Raw genomic sequence first — 15,782 nt, forward strand, 5'->3', positions numbered from 1 at the left:
ATGTGCGCATACATGTTTTATTTCATCACAAACTTTATGGAGGCGTAACTTTCCAAATAGCACTTATCAAGAGACCTGTATCAGTAAGACGCGACACTGGAGCGTTATGACTTGTAACTATAAAAACCACCTATACCCAGGGGAGACGAAGTGAGTACATTAAAGAAAACCGCGATCGCCGCGGCGGTCGCGCAGGTTGTCCTGCTGCACAGCGGCGCGGCATGGGCGCAAACGGCCGATAGCACCAGCGCCGAGCCGGCAAAGAACCCCAACGTCGTTGTCGTGAGCGGCCAGCGCGCCGCGCTGCAATCGGCGCAAAAACTCAAGCAGGATGCCGACGAGGTCGTCGACTCGATCGTCGCCGAAGACATCGGCAAGCTGCCGGACCGTTCGGTCACCGAGGTGCTGCAGCGTATCGCCGGCGTCACCATCGACCGCAACATGGCGGGCGACCCGAACCGCCAGTCGGTCGAGGGCTCCGGCGTGTCCGTGCGCGGCCTGACCTACGTGCGTTCGGAAGTCAACGGCCGCGACGCGTTTTCCGCCGGTGGCGGCCGCTCGCTCGGCTTCTCCGACGTGTCCCCCGAGCTGATGGCCGGCGTCGATGTCTACAAGAATCCGTCCGCCGAACAGGTCGAAGGCGCCATCGCCGGCCTGGTTAATCTGCGCACCGCCATGCCGTTCGACTACAAGGGCTTCAAGGGGACGGCCGGCTTCTCGGAATCGTATTCCACCCTGCGCGAGGGCAAACCGTCGCCGACCAGCACCCTCCTGCTGTCGAACCGCTGGAACACGCCGTTCGGCGAAGTCGGCGCGCTGGTCAATTTCGCCAAGGCGGAGAGTCCGAGCCGTTCGGACGGCGTCGGCGTCGACCCATACTTCCCGCACGTGAACTCCACCGATCCGGCCCTGTACGACCGCTCCAAGACGCAATGGATACCGATGGGCGTCGGCTATCGCTCGCAGGACTTCGAACGCACCCGCCGCGGCGACTACGCGGCCCTGCAGTGGAAGCCGAACAAGGACTTGACGGCCGCGCTGACCTACTTCAAGACCCGCTACAAGGAAGACCTCGACGAGCACGTCGTGGCCTCGTCCGAGGACAAGTGGTACCAGCAGGTCGCCAGCGCCGACTCGGTGTTCGACAAAAACGGCGCCTTCCAGAGCGGCACGATCTCGAACCCGACCTACAAGGGTTCGCCGTTCAACAGCTCGCAGCGCATCAACACGCGTGAATCGGCCACCCGCGACACCTCGCTCAACGTCCAGTGGCGCATCACGCCGGACCTGTCGTGGACCAACGACTTCCAGCATGTGCATTCGACCACCGAAGGCTTCGACGCCGACGTGTCGACCGGCTTCATCCTGCCGGACCAGACCATGAACATGACCGGCAAGGTGCCGCAGATCGGCCTCGGTTCGGCCGCCTACATGGCCGACCCGAAAAACTACTACTGGGCCTACACCCAGGAAGCGCTGGACCGCGCCACGGCCACCCAGAAAGCGTGGAAATCGGACGTCAAATATTCGTTCGACCACCCGGTGCTGCGCGACATCCGCTTCGGCGTGCGCCTGGCCAACCGCGAAGGCGAGAACCACAAGGCGCAGAAGTTCTACAACTGGTCGGCGATCACCTTCCCGTGGATGGAAGGCTGGCAGATCAACGGCGTCGCCCGCCTGAACGATCCGCGCTTCGCCGGCGGCTCGTCGCTGCAGACGATGGACAACTTCTTCGGCGGCAAATTCAACATCCCGCCGATGCTGTTCGCCGACGAGGCCACCGTGCGCGGCTTCCCCGACCAATGGAGCAAGATCCACTCGTATCACGACGTGCTGTGCGCGGAAAAAGGCTCGACCTGCGATCCGTGGAAGGCGGCGACCTTCAACGACCCGGCCGCCAACAACACGCAGACCGAGAAGACCCGTGCCGCCTACACGCAGCTGCGCTTCGGCTGGGATGACCTGAAGTACCCGATCGACGGCAACGTCGGCATCCGCTACGTGAAGACGACCGGCGCCGGCAGCGGTTACGTCTCGTTCACGCGGCCTAGCCTGCCCACCGGCGGCAGCGGGGTCACCCCGACCGGCCAGGGCAACCTGATCGACATCGCCTCGTTCGCGGAGCAGCAGACGGTCAACAATTCGTACGACAACTGGCTGCCTAGCCTGAACCTGCGCATGAAGGCCACCGACCAGCTGCAATTCCGCTTCGCGGTGGCCAAGTCGCTGTCGCGTCCGGACTTCAACCAGCTGCAGGTGCAGACCACGCTCAACGCCCAGCACAGCCAGACGGTCACCCGCGACGCGGCGGGCAACACCACCGCCATCCGCTTCGACGGCACCAACCTGAGCGGCACCAGCGACGGCAATCCGCTGCTCAAGCCGACCACGTCGACCAACGTCGACCTGACCGCCGAGTGGTACTTCGCCAAGGCCGGTTCGCTGACGTTCTCGGCCTTCAACAAGGACCTCAAGGACATCATCACCACCAAGAACTACAGCTACAACGCGGTCGACGTGAACGGCACGCCGCGCACCTTCGTGGTGACCGGTCCGGTCAACGGCGCCAACGGCTTCGCCCGCGGTTTCGAACTGGCCCATCAGCAGTACTACGACTTCGTACCGGACTGGCTGCGCGGCATCGGCAGTCAGGCGAGCTGGACCTACGTGTCGAGCGAGCGCAAGCTGAAAGACCCGGTGTTTAACGCATGGTGCTCGGGCAACGACGCCTCGACCAACTTCAACCTGTTCATCAACGGCTGCGATACCGATGGACGCGCGTTCGGCAAGACCCCGTTGCAGGGCCTGTCGCGCCACACCGTCAACCTGGCGCTGATGTACGAGGCGCACGGCCTGTCGATGCGGGTGGCCTACAACTGGCGCTCGCGCTACCTGCTGGGCGTGACCCAGTGGGGCAGCCGCGGCACCAACGGCCTGAACACGAATCCGGCCGCCCCGGCGGACAAGTACCTGATCCCGACGACCGTCAACGACCAGGCCTTCGGTCTGCCGTTGTACCAGGCCGGCTACGGCCAGGTGGACGCCTCGATCTTCTACGACTTCACGGACAAGTTCCGCGTCGGGATCCTGGGCACCAACCTGACCAACACCTACACGCGTCAGATCATGGAGCAGCACGCGGGCGACTTCACCCGCCAGGTGTTCATGAGCGGCCCGCGCTACACGGTGCAGGCCACCTACGCGTTCTGATCGGGTCGTAATCCTCGATCCGCCGGCGGGGATGTTCTCCCGCCGGCGATCTTTTCCCGCCCGGGCCCGTCCCGCGCGGGATTTTTTTTGTCTTGGCTGGGGCAATCCGCACCGCCATGCGGGGTTGGGGGACTACCGCCACCCCTCTGCATAGGTACTCATCGCGCCGGCCGGGTCAGTGGCGTCCGATCCGCAGGTCGAACTTCCACGTCACCAGGCGCAAGGTGGTGATGAAGGTGGCGCTGGTCCACAGCGCGTAGTCGTCGGAGACGCCGGTGTACTGCAGGCCGATATACATCCAGCAGCCGAAGAAGGCGCAGATGGCGTAGGGTTTGCCGTCGCGGAACACCATCGGCACCTCGTTGCAGACGATGTCGCGCAGCACGCCGCCGAAGATGCCGGTGATCACGCCCATCATCGAGGCGATGAACAGCGGCATGCCGGCCGCCTGCGCCTGCGACACGCCGGCCACGGCGAACAGGCCCAGGCCGATGGCGTCGGCGATGACGATCAGGCGTTCGGACAGGATTTGGCGCAAGGTGCGCATCAGCGGCACGGCGATCAGCGCCAGCACGAAGATCAGGATCGCGTATTCCTGGTGCATGACCCAGAACAGCGGCCGGCGGTCGAGCAGGATGTCGCGCAGGGTGCCGCCGCCGAAGGCGGTGATGAAGGCGACGGTGAACACGCCGACCAGGTCCATGCGCTTGCGGCGCGCCTCGACGAAGCCGGAGAAGGCGCCGACCAGGATCGCCACGATTTCGATGATGATGATCAGGGAATCGTGGACGGGGACGGGCTTCATGTGGGCATGCGGACGGAGTGGGAATGTCCGTAGGTTAACATGCCGCAACAATTTGGTGTGGGCCAGATGCGCCCGGCGAGCTCGTTACAGACGTTCCGGCCGCAACGCGGCGCGCAACAGCACGATCAACGCGCCTTCGCCGCCCTCGGAAGGACGCGCCTGGCAGAAGGCGACCACTTCCTCCTTCTGCACCAGCCAGCTGTGCACCATCGACTTGAGCACCGGCTCCTGGCTCTTCGAACCGAAGCCGCGCCCGTGGATCACGCACACGCAGCGGTGGTTGCGCATCGCCGACTTGCGCAGGAAATCGCCGATGGCGTCGCGCGCGGCGTCGCGCCGCAGGCCGTGCAGGTCCAGCTCGTCCTGCACCGGCCAGTGGCCCTTGCGCATCTTCTTGACGATGTCCGGTCCCACGCCCGGCGCCGCGTAATTGAGCGCCGGGTCTTCTTCCAGGTAATGATCGACTTCGAACAGGTCCGACAGCGACTCGCGCAGCACGGCCGCGTCGTCCTCGGCCTGCGTCAGCTTGCGCGCCGGCGCGGCGGCAGCGCCGGCCGACTTCGGCAGCGCCGGCACGTAGCGGTCCGACACCGGCATGCGCTTGACGCCGCCCACGCTGGACTGGAAGATATTCGCTTCCACCGCCTGCGTTTTTTCCCGCTTGACGCGCTCGGCCTCGGCGGCCGCGCGCTGGTCCGCCTGTTCCTTGAGCTGCCTGGCCAGGGATTTCAGGTCGGCGAAGTCTTTCAGGCCCACAGTTACTCCTGCGCTTCCAGGTAGCGCTGGGCGTCCAGGGCGGCCATGCAACCGGTGCCGGCGCTGGTGATCGCCTGGCGGTAGATGTGGTCCTGGACGTCGCCGGCGGCGAACACGCCCGGCGCGCTGGTGGCGGTGAACATGCCCTCGGTGCCGGCCTTGGTCTTGATGTAGCCGTTGTGCATCTCGAGCTGGCCTTCGAAGATGCCGGTGTTCGGCTTGTGGCCGATCGCCACGAACAGGCCGTGCACGGTGACGTCGGTGACGGCGCCGGTGTCGGTCGACTGGATCTTCAAGCCGGTCACGCCGCTGTCGTTGCCGACCACTTCCTGCAAGGTGTGGTTGTACTTGATCTCGATCTTGCCTTCGGCGACCTTGGCGTTCAGGCGGTCGATCAGGATCGGCTCGGCGCGGAACTTGTTGCGGCGATGGATCAAGGTGACCTTGGTGGCGATGTTCGACAGGTACAGCGCTTCCTCGACGGCGGTGTTGCCGCCGCCGATGACGGCCACTTCCTGGTTGCGGTAGAAGAAACCGTCGCAGGTGGCGCAGGCGGACACGCCTTTACCCATGAAAGCCTGTTCCGACGGCAGGCCCAGATACTGGGCCGAGGCGCCGGTGGCGATGATCAGCGTGTCGCAGGTGAATTCGTTGCTGTCGCCCTTGAGGCGGATCGGACGCGCGGCCAGGTCGACGGTGTGGATGTGGTCGAACACGATCTCGGTGTTGAACTTTTCCGCGTGTTGCAGCAGCCGCTGCATCAGGTCCGGGCCTTGCACGCCCATCGGGTCGCCGGGCCAGTTTTCCACGTCCGTGGTGGTCATCAACTGGCCGCCTTGCTCCATGCCGGTGACCAGCATCGGGTTCAGGTTGGCGCGGGCGGCGTAGACGGCGGCGCTGTAGCCGGCGGGGCCGGAGCCGAGGATCAGTACGCGGGCATGTTTAGCAGTGGTCATGGAGGGCTTCTTAATATGTTGGATTAATCCGAATTTGGGGGCGTTTAGAGTGGAGGCAAGGGCGGCCGGGCGGCTTGGCACACGCGGCAACCATTGCATTCACGCAGGCAATACAAGATTATAGTGCAAGCAGGCGAAGAGGATGAATCGTCGGGCCGCTTGCAAGCCTGATGACGTAAAATACGCCTATATGAATATTTCCTCCTCGCTAACGTTGCAACACCTTAATACCTATGAGCAGTAAAAAAGTTCAGGAGCGAGCGCCAAAAGCTGGAACTTCCTCCTCGCCGGGCTACACCCGCACCCCGACCATGCGCCAACCGCTGCCGAACCGGCTAGTGCGGCTGCTGTCGGAGGCGCGCTGGCTCGCGTTGGCCGTGCTGGGCCTGTATTTCGTGTTGATACTGGCCAGCTACAACAAAATGGACCCGGGCTGGTCCCACGAGACGCTGGTTCCCAAAGTGACCAACCTCGGCGGACGCGCCGGCGCCTGGCTGTCGGACCTGTTGCTGTATATCTTCGGCATGTCCGCCTGGTGGTGGGCGTTTTGCCTGCTGCGCCTGGTGTGGAACGGCTACCGCCAGCTGACGCAAAAATACGTGATGTCGAAGGAAGCCGACCCCGAGCACGCGCAGGAGGGGCTGATACGCGCTATCGGCTTCCTGCTGCTGTTCGCCGGCAGCGTCGGGCTCGAATATCTGCGCATGTACTCGCTGCACGCGGAATTGCCGCGCGCGCCGGGCGGCGTCTTGGGCGAGTTGATCGGCCATTCTGCCCATGTGGCGTTCGGCTTCACCGGCGCGACCTTGCTGCTGCTGCTGTTGTTCGGCCTGGGCTTCAGCCTGTTCTTCCACGTGTCGTGGCTGGCCGTGGCCGAGCGCATCGGTTATACGATCGAGACCGGCATCGACTGGTTCATCCAGCGCTACCAGTACCGCGAAGACCGCCGCCAGGGCGAAGTGGCGGCCGTCAAGCGCGAGGAAGTGGTCGTCATCGAGCGCGCCAAACATGTGGAAAAACACGTGGTGTCGGCGCCGGTCAAGATCGAGCCGCAAGTCGTCGCCGTGGTCAAGTCCGAGCGCGTCGAGAAGGAACGCCAGGCGGTGCTGTTCCAGGATTTGAGCGGCGACAGCCAGCTGCCGGCCTTGTCGTTGCTGGACGAGGCCGCGGAGGTGCTGGAAACCGTGCCGATCGAGACGCTGGAATTCACCAGCCGCCTGATCGAGAAAAAGCTGTCGGACTTCGGCGTCGAAGCCAAGGTCGTGGCGGCCTATCCGGGACCGGTGGTCACCCGTTACGAGATCGAACCTGCCACCGGCGTCAAGGGCAGCCAGATCGTCGGCCTGGCGCGCGACCTGGCGCGTTCGCTGTCGCTGACGTCGATCCGCGTGGTCGAAACCATCCCCGGCAAGAACTACATGGCGCTCGAGCTGCCGAACGCCAAGCGCCAGATCGTGCGCCTGTCCGAGATCGTCGGCTCCAAGGTCTACAACGACAATCCGTCGCCGCTGACGGTGGCGCTGGGCAAGGACATCGCCGGCAAGCCGGTGGTGGCCGACCTGGCCAAGATGCCGCACTTGCTGGTGGCCGGTACCACCGGTTCCGGTAAGTCGGTGGGTATCAACGCCACCATCCTGTCGCTGCTGTACAAGTCCGATCCGGCCGACGTGCGCATGATCCTGATCGATCCGAAGATGCTGGAGATGTCGGTGTACGAAGGCATTCCGCACCTGCTGGCGCCGGTGGTGACCGACATGCGCCAGGCCGGCCACGCGCTGAACTGGGCGGTCAACGAGATGGAACGCCGCTACAAGCTGATGTCCAAGCTGGGCGTGCGTAACCTGGCCGGCTACAACGCCAAGATCGCCGAAGCCAAGAAGCGCGAGGAACTGATCCCGAATCCGTTCAGCATCACGCCCGATTCGCCGGAGCCGCTGGAAAAACTGCCGACCATCGTCATCATCATCGACGAACTGGCCGACCTGATGATGGTCGTCGGCAAAAAGGTCGAGGAATTGATCGCGCGTATCGCGCAAAAAGCCCGTGCCGCCGGTTTGCACTTGATTCTGGCGACGCAGCGTCCATCTGTGGACGTGATTACCGGCCTGATCAAGGCCAACATCCCGACCCGCATCGCGTTCCAGGTGTCGTCGAAGATCGACTCGCGCACGATTCTGGACCAGATGGGCGCCGAGGCGCTGCTGGGCATGGGCGACATGCTGTACATGCCGCCGGGGACCGGTTTGCCGGTGCGTGTCCACGGCGCCTTTGTTTCCGATGACGAGGTGCACCGCGTGGTCAAGCACCTCAAGACCACGGGCGAACCGAACTATATCGACGGCATCCTCGAAGGCGGCACCCTGGAAGGCGAGGGCGGCGCCGACGGCGCGGCGGCCGGCGAGGGCGGCGGCGAAGCCGATCCGATGTACGACCAGGCGGTGCAGGTGGTGTTGAAAAACCGCCGCGCCTCGATTTCGCTGGTGCAACGCCATTTGCGCATCGGTTATAACCGCGCGGCGCGTTTGCTGGAACAGATGGAAAATAGCGGTGTCGTGTCGCCGATGCAATCGAACGGCAACCGCGAAATCCTGGCGCCCGCCGCCAGTGCTGAATAACCAAGGAATAGATAACGTATGAAGTATTTGAAAAACATAGTGGCGCTGGCGGCGGGTTTGCTGCTGGCCGGCGCGGCAAGCGCCACGGCGCTGGACCAGTTCAAGACCTTTGTCGCCTCGACCAAGGCGGCCAAGGGCGAATTCACGCAGCGCCAGGTCAAGAACACCAGCGGCGAGGCCGCCAAGCCGACGCCGCCGTCGAGCGGCACCTTCCTGTTCGCCCGTCCCGGCAAGTTCATCTGGACCTACGTGAAGCCCTACGACCAGGTGCTGCAGGCCGACGGCGAAAAGCTCTACATCTTCGACAAGGACTTGAACCAGGTCACCGTCAAGCAGCTGGGCAACGCGCTGGGCTCGTCGCCGGCGGCGATCCTGTTCGGCAGCAACGACCTGGAAAAGAACTTCACGCTGTCGGAGGCGGGCACCAAGGATGGCATGGAGTGGCTCAAGGCCGTGCCGAAAGCCAAGGACACCAGCTTCGAGCAAATCACCATTGGCCTGCGCGACGGCTTGCCGCAAGCGATGGAGCTGAAGGACTCGTTCGGTCAGACCTCGCTGCTGACGTTCAGCAAATTCGAGAAAAATCCCGCGCTGACTGCGACGAGCTTTAAATTCGTCATGCCGAAGGGCGCGGACGTGTTCAATAATTAAAGATTAAAGTATGCAGTGCTAACGCCGCAGCTGCGACGCTGCGGCGTTTTTCCATTCTGAGACACTATGGCTGACCTATTTGCAACAGAACCGCGCCAGCCGCTCGCCGAAGCACTGCGGCCCAAGACGCTCGATGACGTGATCGGCCAGCACCACCTGCTGGGGCCGGGCAAGCCGCTGCGCCTGGCGTTCGAGTCCGGCCAGCCGCATTCGATGATTTTGTGGGGCCCGCCCGGTGTCGGCAAGACCACCCTGGCGCGGCTGACCGCCAACGCCTTCGAGTGCGAGTTCATCGCCTTGTCGGCCGTGTTCTCGGGCGTGAAGGACATCCGCGCCGCGATGGAGCAGGCGCAGCAGAACCTGACGATGGGCAAGCACACCATCCTGTTCGTCGACGAGATCCACCGTTTCAACAAGTCGCAGCAGGACGCGCTGTTGCCGTACGCGGAGTCCGGCCTGGTCACCCTGATCGGCGCGACGACGGAAAATCCATCGTTCGAGGTCAACTCGGCGCTGCTGTCGCGGGCGCAGGTGTACGTGCTGCAATCGTTCAACGAGGACGAGTTGAAGCAGCTGGTCGCCAAGGCGCGCGCCAAGGTGCTGGCGCATCTGGAGTTCGACGACGCCGCCATCGACACCTTGATCGGCTACGCCGACGGCGACGGCCGCCGCCTGCTCAATCTGCTGGAGCAGACCAGCACGGCCGCCAACGCGGCCAAGACCAACAAGGTCACCAGCGAATTCATCCAGAACGCGCTGACCCTGAACGCGCGCCGCTTCGACAAGGGCGGCGACAATTTCTACGACCAGATCTCGGCGCTGCACAAGTCGGTGCGCGGCTCCAATCCGGACGCGGCGCTGTACTGGCTGTGCCGCATGCTCGACGGCGGCGCCGACGCCAAATACCTGTCGCGCCGCATCGTGCGCATGGCCTGGGAGGACATCGGCCTGGCCGATCCGCGCGCCATGCAGCTGGCCAACGACGCCGCCGCCACCTTCGAGCGGCTCGGCTCGCCGGAAGGGGAATTGGCGCTGGGCCAGGCGGTGATCTACCTGGCCATCGCCGCCAAGAGCAACGCCGGCTACAACGCTTTCAACCAGGCGATGGCGTTCGTGAAAAAGGACAAATCACGCGAAGTGCCGGTACACCTGCGCAACGCGCCGACCAAGCTGATGAAGGAACTGGGCTACGGTCACGAGTACCGCTACGCCCATGACGAACCGCACGCCTACGCGGCCGGGGAAACCTATTTTCCGGACGATATGCGCGAGCCGGGCTGGTATCAGCCGGTGCCGCGCGGCATGGAAAGCAAGATCGCCGACAAGATGGCCTTCCTGCGCAAGCTCGATGAAGACGCCGGTAAACACTAAAGGAACAGCATGCAGCAAGTGATCGTGGTCGACGACATCGATGTGTATATCGAAGGCGGGGTGGAGGGTTCCGAGACGATCGTCATGATCCACGGCTGGCCGGACACGTACCGGCTGTGGGACGCGCAGGTCGAGGAACTGAAGAGCCGCTATCGCTGCGTGCGCTTCACCTTGCCCGGTTTCGACCTCGGCAAGCTGCGCCGCGCGTACTCGCTCGACGCGACGATGCGCATCCTGTTGCACATCGTCGCCGCCGTCAACCAGAAGCAAAAGGTGACGTTGATGCTGCACGACTGGGGCTGTGTATTCGGTTACGAGTTTTACATGCGTAACAAGGGGCTGGTGTCGGCCATCATCGGCGTCGATATCGGCGACGCCAATTCGGACGCCACCGACCGCTCGCGCTCGTTCGGGCAAAAGCTGATGGTCAGCGGCTATCAGAACATCCTGTCGCTGGCGTGGGCCATCGGCGGACCCATCGGCAACATGATCACGCGCGGCATGGTCAACGCGATGAAGGTGCCGGCGCCGAAACAGTACATCAGCTCGGCGATGAACTTCCCGTATTACATTCTGACGGCGGGCGCGGCGGGGTCGTACCGCTCGCTGGTGCCATTCTTCCCCAAGGTGCCGATGCTGTTCATCTACGGCATGCGCAAGCCGTTCATGTTCCATTCGACGCAGTGGCGCGACAAGCTGGCGGCGAAGGACGGCTGCAAGGTGGTGGCGATGAACACCGATCACTGGCCGATGGTGCGCGATCCCGATGGATTCAACCAGGTTGTGCTGGAATGGCTGGAAAAGCCGTCCGCAAAAGAAGAAGCCGCCGGCGAAGACGCGGCGGCTTAAGTTCCCTTGCGATTACGTTGCGATGACGTTGCGATCAACTATTAACGCAGTTTGATCGGCTTGTAGTACGGTGCGAACGGTGGCGCTGGCAACTGCACGCCGGCATAGGCGTCGCGGAAGCATGCGGCTTTGCGGTTCTCGACGTCGGTGGTGCTCTTCGTAACTTTGCCGGACGCGTCCAGGGTCAGCACGATCACGACCGGATACTTGGACAGGTCATGGCAATTGCCTTTCTCGTCCAGCTTCTTGGCGTTGTTGAAGTTCAGCGACACCTCTTCATACTTGGTCGCCTTGTCGTTGGGGAACTGCTTGTTGAACTTGTCCATTTCGGTGGCGAAGTTCGGGTTGGCCGGTGGCGGCGCTTCATCGGCCGGCGGACCGCCGCCCAGCGTCGAACAACCTGCGGCCAGAACGATCAATGCGCTCATCGCGCCCATCTTCAGATATTGATTTTTCAAATTATTCTCCTCGGGGCTGTATTGTTGACGCATTGTACATATTCCGAGGGGCGCACGGCGCACGATTAGTTGCGTAGGTGAAATCCTACAGATGCAGACCGGAAAGGACTGTGGCAACCTTGTGTTGCAAGCCCCGCCAGCCCGCCGGCACCGCCGTGTCCGCCGGCAGGCGCACGCGCACCACGCCCGTGCCGACCGCCTCGATCAGGATCAGGCCGTCGTTCGGCACCTCGAACGTCAGTCCCCGGCGCAGCATGAAATCGGTGTGCTCGCCATACGCGGTGATCCAGGCCGTGCCGTCCAGGCATTCGATCCGCCGGCCGGCCGCGTGGGCGATGCGCAGCGGGTAGTCCTGGGTCAGACGGTATTCGGCCAGGCCTTGCTGGACGGTGACCAGTTGCGGTTTCATGGTGGCTCCTGCGGGTGAATGATGCAACCAGAATACGCAGCGGAGGGTGGCCATAACAGATGCAGCGAATCGAAATTGTTACCATCACAGTGGCGGTTTCGTTAAACTGTTATGGTCAAAATGATTGCCCGCTGTACCTGTCGGCGAAGGGTGGGGCTGGGCCACAATAGCGCAATGCATATCAATTTGTACGAGCAGCTAGCCAACGATCTGGGCGGTTTGATCGCCAGCCGCGTCTTCGCGCCCGGCGACCGGTTGCCGTCGATCCGCCACCTGGCGCAGCAAAAGCGCCTGTCGGTCAGCACCGTGATGCAGGCGCTGCGGCTGATGGAGGATCGCGGCCTGATCGAAGCCCGGCCGCAGGCGGGCTACTACGTGCGCCACCGCAGCCGTACGATGGCGGTGATGAGCGACGCCGTGCAGCTGCAGGAGCCGGCCTATGTCGGCATCAACAACCTGCTGATGCGGGTGCTGAAGGCCAACGAGGAGCCGGACATTGTGCAGCTGGGCTCGGCTTGGCCGCTCGACGAGCTGCTGCCCATGAAGCGCATGCAAAAGATCGTGGCGGCGGTGGCGCGGCGCGATGCCGCCATGCTCAGCTCGGTCAGCTGCTACGAAACCAATCATCCGGAATTCGCCCGCCAGATCCTGCGGCGCGCGCTCGACTGGGGCCGGCTCGACCCGGCCGAGATCGTCGTCACCACCTCGTGCACCGAAGCGATCAGCCTGTGCCTGCGCGCCGTCGCCAAGCCGGGCGACACCGTGGCGATCGAGTCGGCCAGCTATTTCGTGCTGCTGCAGCTGATCGAATCGCTGGGCATGAAGGCGCTCGAGATTCCCGTCCATCCGAAAACCGGGCCGTCGATCGACGCGCTGGAGCTGGCGATGAACGCCGGCCTGGTGCAGGCCGTGCTGTTGGTCCCGAACGCCAACAATCCGCTCGGCTGCATCATGCCGGAGGCGAACAAGCAGCGCCTGGCCGGTCTGCTGTCGCGGCACAACGTGCCGTTGATCGAGGACGATGTCTATGGCGACTTGTGCTTCACGCCCGAGCGGCCGTGGCCGGTCAAGGCCTACGACACCACCGGCCACGTCATGCTGTGCTCGTCGTTTTCGAAGGCGGTCAGCCCCGGCGCGCGCGTCGGCTACGTGCTGGCCGGGCGCTACGCGCAGGATGTGGCGGTGCTCAAGATGGTGTCGAGCGGTGCCACCAGCCACTTTTTCCAGGCGGTGCTGGCCGAGTTCCTGACCGGCAGCGCCTATGAGAACCAGCTGCGCAAGATGCGCAGGGCGCTGTCGCAGCGCATCGCCCGCATGTCGGACGCGATTTGCGCCTCGTTCCCGCAGCAGTGCACGGTGTCCGAGCCGCAGGGCGGCTTCGTGGTGTGGGTCGGCATGCCGGAGCAGGTCGACGCGCTGCTGCTGCACCAGCGCGCGCACGAGGCCGGAGTGGCTTGCATGCCGGGGCAGTTGTTCTCCGCCTCTGGCAAATACGGCAACTTTGTCCGGCTCAATTGCGGCAACGCGTGGAGTCCGCGGGTGCAGGCGGCCGTGTCCACGCTGGGCGCGCTGGTGCACAGGCTCGCCGACGAGGGCGCGCCGCTGCGCAGCGCCGCCTGACACGCGCCATCGGCGCGCTCCCCGGCGCCCGCTCCTTCCGCCATAGTGCATTTCAGCCGCCGTTTTCGGCGCTTCGTCGCATCCCGGTGGTTTCGCATACGCCCTTTAGGTACAGTACAACCATACCAAAGCGGCAGACATAAGTCGGTCGAAACCACCACCCCAGGGAGCTATCATGAACATCGCTAAAAACATGGAAATCATCTTCGTCACCGTCGCCGTCATCGCCGGCGCCACCTCGTTCGCCACCGCCGCCGACGCACCGGCGATCATGGTCCGCGCCGACTCCGCCGTCGCCCGCGTCGCCACCGTCAACGCCGACATGCCGGTCGTCACCGTGACCGCCAAGCGCCTGACCGCCGCCGAAAAAGCCGCCCTCTAATCCGGCGGGCGGTTGCACCAGCCGGCGGGCTGCTCAAAACTCGCAAGGAAGTGGCATCCTCTTGGTACAATTGACGTTTTCGATACAAACGGCACTTGTCCCCATGATTGATATCCAACTTCTCCGCAAAGATATAGCCAACGTCGCCGCGCGCCTGGCGACCCGCAAGTACCAGCTCGATGTGGACGCGTTCAACGCCCTCGAAGCTGAACGGAAAGCGATCCAGACGCGCACCGAAGAGCTGCAGGGCAAGCGCAACTCGCAGTCCAAGCTGATCGGCATGATGAAGGGCAAGGGCGAAGACACGACGGCGATCATGGCCGAAGTGGCCGGCCTGGGCGACGAGCTCAAGGCCAACGAAACCGCGCTGTCGGCGGTACAGGTGAAGCTGGCCGATTTCATGCAGGCGATTCCCAACCTGCCGCACGAATCGACCCCGCAAGGCACGGATGAATCGGGCAACGTGGAAGTGCGCAAGGTCGGCACGCCGCGCAGCTTCGATTTCGACGTGAAAGACCACGTCGACGTCGGCGCCCCGCTGGGCCTGGACTTCGAGGTCGCGACCAAGTTGACCGGCACGCGCTTCTCGGTCATGAAGGGCGGCATCGCCCGTCTGCACCGCGCGCTGGCGCAGTTCATGCTCAACACCCACACCGACGAGCACGGCTACACCGAATGCTATACGCCCTACATGGTCAACGCCGACTCGCTGCGCGGCACCGGCCAGTTGCCGAAGTTCGAGGCCGACCTGTTCTCGGTCAAAAAAGGCGGCGTGGAAGGCGAGGGCGAAACCTTCTACCTGATCCCGACGTCGGAAGTATCGCTGACCAACATCGTGCGCGACGAGATCGTCGCCGCCGACAGCCTGCCGCTGAAGATGACCGCGCACACGCCATGCTTCCGCTCGGAAGCGGGCAGCTACGGCCGCGACACGCGCGGCATGATCCGCCAGCACCAGTTCGACAAGGTCGAAATGGTGCAGGTGGTGCATCCGGACACCTCGTACGCCGTGCTGGACGAGATGGTCGGCCATGCGGAAACGATCTTGCAGCGCCTGGGGCTGCCGTATCGCGTGATGTCGCTGTGCACCGGCGACATGGGCTTCGGCGCCACCAAGACCTTCGATCTGGAAGTGTGGCTGCCGGCGCAGAACACCTACCGCGAGATTTCGTCGCTGTCGAACTGCGAAGCGTTCCAGGCGCGCCGCATGCAGGCGCGCTTCCGCAACGCCCAGGGCAAGCCGGAGCTGCTGCATACGCTCAACGGTTCTGGCCTGGCGGTGGGGCGCACGCTGGTCGCCGTGCTGGAGAACTACCAGCAGGCCGACGGCAGCGTCGAGATCCCGGAAGTGCTGCGTCCGTACATGGGCGGCCTGACGCATCTGAAGGCGTAAAAAATAGTCCTTCCATTTTTTCTGCGGGCTGCTATAATCTTGCCTTCTCGCAGCAGTGACGTGGGAAAAGGAGAGGTGGCAGAGTGGTCGAATGTACTTGACTCGAAATCAAGCGTACGTTAAATCGTACCGTGGGTTCGAATCCCACCCTCTCCGCCAGTATTTAGAAAAACCCGCTTCGGCGGGTTTTTTGTTTTGCGGAGAGGAGCGAGCGCAGCTCGCGCGCGGGATTCGAAGACTCGCGCGTACTCGCGCGAGGGCGGCCTGCGGGATGTAGGCGAATCCCACCCTCTCCGCCAGTATTTAG

General features: G+C 63.6%; 13 protein-coding genes and 1 tRNA gene. 9 read left to right on the top strand and 5 right to left on the bottom strand.

Annotated elements, in window-relative coordinates; translation table 11 throughout:
- The first annotated feature begins 150 nt into the window (after positions 1–150).
- Entirely contained in the window at positions 151–3,210 is a 3,060-nt protein-coding gene (locus tag BMX85_RS16795; protein ID WP_090320558.1) for a TonB-dependent receptor, read from the top strand.
- A gap of 175 nt (positions 3,211–3,385) precedes the next feature.
- Here the strand turns inward: BMX85_RS16795 and BMX85_RS16800 are convergent, their stop codons facing one another.
- The 3 genes from BMX85_RS16800 to trxB form a co-directional block, all read right to left on the bottom strand.
- On the bottom strand, positions 3,386–4,015 hold the full coding sequence (locus BMX85_RS16800; RefSeq protein ID WP_090320561.1) for a trimeric intracellular cation channel family protein: 630 nt from the start codon (positions 4,013–4,015) through the stop codon (positions 3,386–3,388).
- An 84-nt stretch (positions 4,016–4,099) separates the two neighbouring features.
- Positions 4,100–4,771 carry a Smr/MutS family protein gene (locus BMX85_RS16805; RefSeq protein ID WP_090320564.1) on the bottom strand — a complete coding sequence of 224 codons (672 nt, stop codon included), beginning with the start codon at positions 4,769–4,771 and terminating at the stop codon, positions 4,100–4,102.
- 2 nt (positions 4,772–4,773) lie between these two features.
- Entirely contained in the window at positions 4,774–5,727 is a 954-nt protein-coding gene (trxB, locus tag BMX85_RS16810) for a thioredoxin-disulfide reductase (RefSeq protein WP_090320567.1), read from the bottom strand.
- Between the two features lie 233 nt (positions 5,728–5,960).
- Between trxB and BMX85_RS16815 the strand changes: the two genes are divergently transcribed.
- The 4 genes from BMX85_RS16815 to BMX85_RS16830 all read left to right on the top strand — a co-directional run bounded on the left by BMX85_RS16815 (position 5,961) and on the right by BMX85_RS16830 (position 11,213).
- Positions 5,961–8,342, top strand: coding sequence for a DNA translocase FtsK (locus BMX85_RS16815; protein ID WP_090320570.1), 2,382 nt, complete (start codon positions 5,961–5,963; stop codon positions 8,340–8,342).
- A gap of 18 nt (positions 8,343–8,360) precedes the next feature.
- Complete coding sequence (gene lolA, locus BMX85_RS16820) at positions 8,361–8,993, top strand: outer membrane lipoprotein chaperone LolA (RefSeq protein ID WP_090320573.1); 633 nt, start codon at positions 8,361–8,363, stop codon at positions 8,991–8,993.
- A 66-nt stretch (positions 8,994–9,059) separates the two neighbouring features.
- Positions 9,060–10,364: a replication-associated recombination protein A gene (locus tag BMX85_RS16825; RefSeq protein WP_090320576.1), complete on the top strand. Its 1,305-nt coding sequence runs from the start codon at positions 9,060–9,062 to the stop codon at positions 10,362–10,364.
- Positions 10,365–10,373: 9 nt separating this feature from the next.
- Positions 10,374–11,213 (top strand): alpha/beta fold hydrolase, encoded by an 840-nt coding sequence (locus tag BMX85_RS16830; RefSeq protein WP_090320579.1) that lies wholly within the window; start codon positions 10,374–10,376, stop codon positions 11,211–11,213.
- A 41-nt stretch (positions 11,214–11,254) separates the two neighbouring features.
- Here the strand turns inward: BMX85_RS16830 and BMX85_RS16835 are convergent, their stop codons facing one another.
- Entirely contained in the window at positions 11,255–11,671 is a 417-nt protein-coding gene (locus BMX85_RS16835) for a hypothetical protein (RefSeq protein WP_090322081.1), read from the bottom strand.
- 85 nt (positions 11,672–11,756) lie between these two features.
- Entirely contained in the window at positions 11,757–12,080 is a 324-nt protein-coding gene (locus tag BMX85_RS16840; protein WP_090320582.1) for a DUF2917 domain-containing protein, read from the bottom strand.
- A gap of 174 nt (positions 12,081–12,254) precedes the next feature.
- Here BMX85_RS16840 and BMX85_RS16845 point away from each other — a divergent pair, with 174 nt between their 5' ends.
- The 4 genes from BMX85_RS16845 (at position 12,255) to BMX85_RS16860 (ending at position 15,634) form a co-directional block, all read left to right on the top strand.
- Positions 12,255–13,700: an aminotransferase-like domain-containing protein gene (locus tag BMX85_RS16845; RefSeq protein ID WP_090320585.1), complete on the top strand. Its 1,446-nt coding sequence runs from the start codon at positions 12,255–12,257 to the stop codon at positions 13,698–13,700.
- 175 nt (positions 13,701–13,875) lie between these two features.
- On the top strand, positions 13,876–14,082 hold the full coding sequence (locus tag BMX85_RS16850) for a hypothetical protein (protein ID WP_090320588.1): 207 nt from the start codon (positions 13,876–13,878) through the stop codon (positions 14,080–14,082).
- A 103-nt stretch (positions 14,083–14,185) separates the two neighbouring features.
- Positions 14,186–15,475, top strand: a complete 1,290-nt coding sequence (gene serS, locus BMX85_RS16855) for a serine--tRNA ligase (RefSeq protein WP_090320591.1) — start codon at positions 14,186–14,188, stop codon at positions 15,473–15,475.
- A gap of 69 nt (positions 15,476–15,544) precedes the next feature.
- Positions 15,545–15,634 (top strand) — tRNA-Ser (locus BMX85_RS16860).
- Positions 15,635–15,782: the final 148 nt, after the last annotated feature.

Source organism: Duganella sp. CF517, assembly GCF_900110275.1.
Taxonomy (GTDB): domain Bacteria; phylum Pseudomonadota; class Gammaproteobacteria; order Burkholderiales; family Burkholderiaceae_D; genus Rugamonas.

Bases quoted from the DNA above. Each gene is read 5' to 3' on its own strand.
- BMX85_RS16825 (WP_090320576.1), top strand. From the start codon at position 9,060: ATGGCTGACCTATTTGCAACAGAACCGCGCCAGCCGCTCGCCGAAGCA.
- BMX85_RS16840 (WP_090320582.1), bottom strand. From the start codon at position 12,080: ATGAAACCGCAACTGGTCACCGTCCAGCAAGGCCTGGCCGAATACCGT.
- BMX85_RS16845 (WP_090320585.1), top strand. From the start codon at position 12,255: ATGCATATCAATTTGTACGAGCAGCTAGCCAACGATCTGGGCGGTTTG.
- lolA (WP_090320573.1), top strand. From the start codon at position 8,361: ATGAAGTATTTGAAAAACATAGTGGCGCTGGCGGCGGGTTTGCTGCTG.
- trxB (WP_090320567.1), bottom strand. From the start codon at position 5,727: ATGACCACTGCTAAACATGCCCGCGTACTGATCCTCGGCTCCGGCCCC.
- serS (WP_090320591.1), top strand. From the start codon at position 14,186: ATGATTGATATCCAACTTCTCCGCAAAGATATAGCCAACGTCGCCGCG.
- BMX85_RS16815 (WP_090320570.1), top strand. From the start codon at position 5,961: ATGAGCAGTAAAAAAGTTCAGGAGCGAGCGCCAAAAGCTGGAACTTCC.
- BMX85_RS16800 (WP_090320561.1), bottom strand. From the start codon at position 4,015: ATGAAGCCCGTCCCCGTCCACGATTCCCTGATCATCATCATCGAAATC.
- BMX85_RS16830 (WP_090320579.1), top strand. From the start codon at position 10,374: ATGCAGCAAGTGATCGTGGTCGACGACATCGATGTGTATATCGAAGGC.
- BMX85_RS16850 (WP_090320588.1), top strand. From the start codon at position 13,876: ATGAACATCGCTAAAAACATGGAAATCATCTTCGTCACCGTCGCCGTC.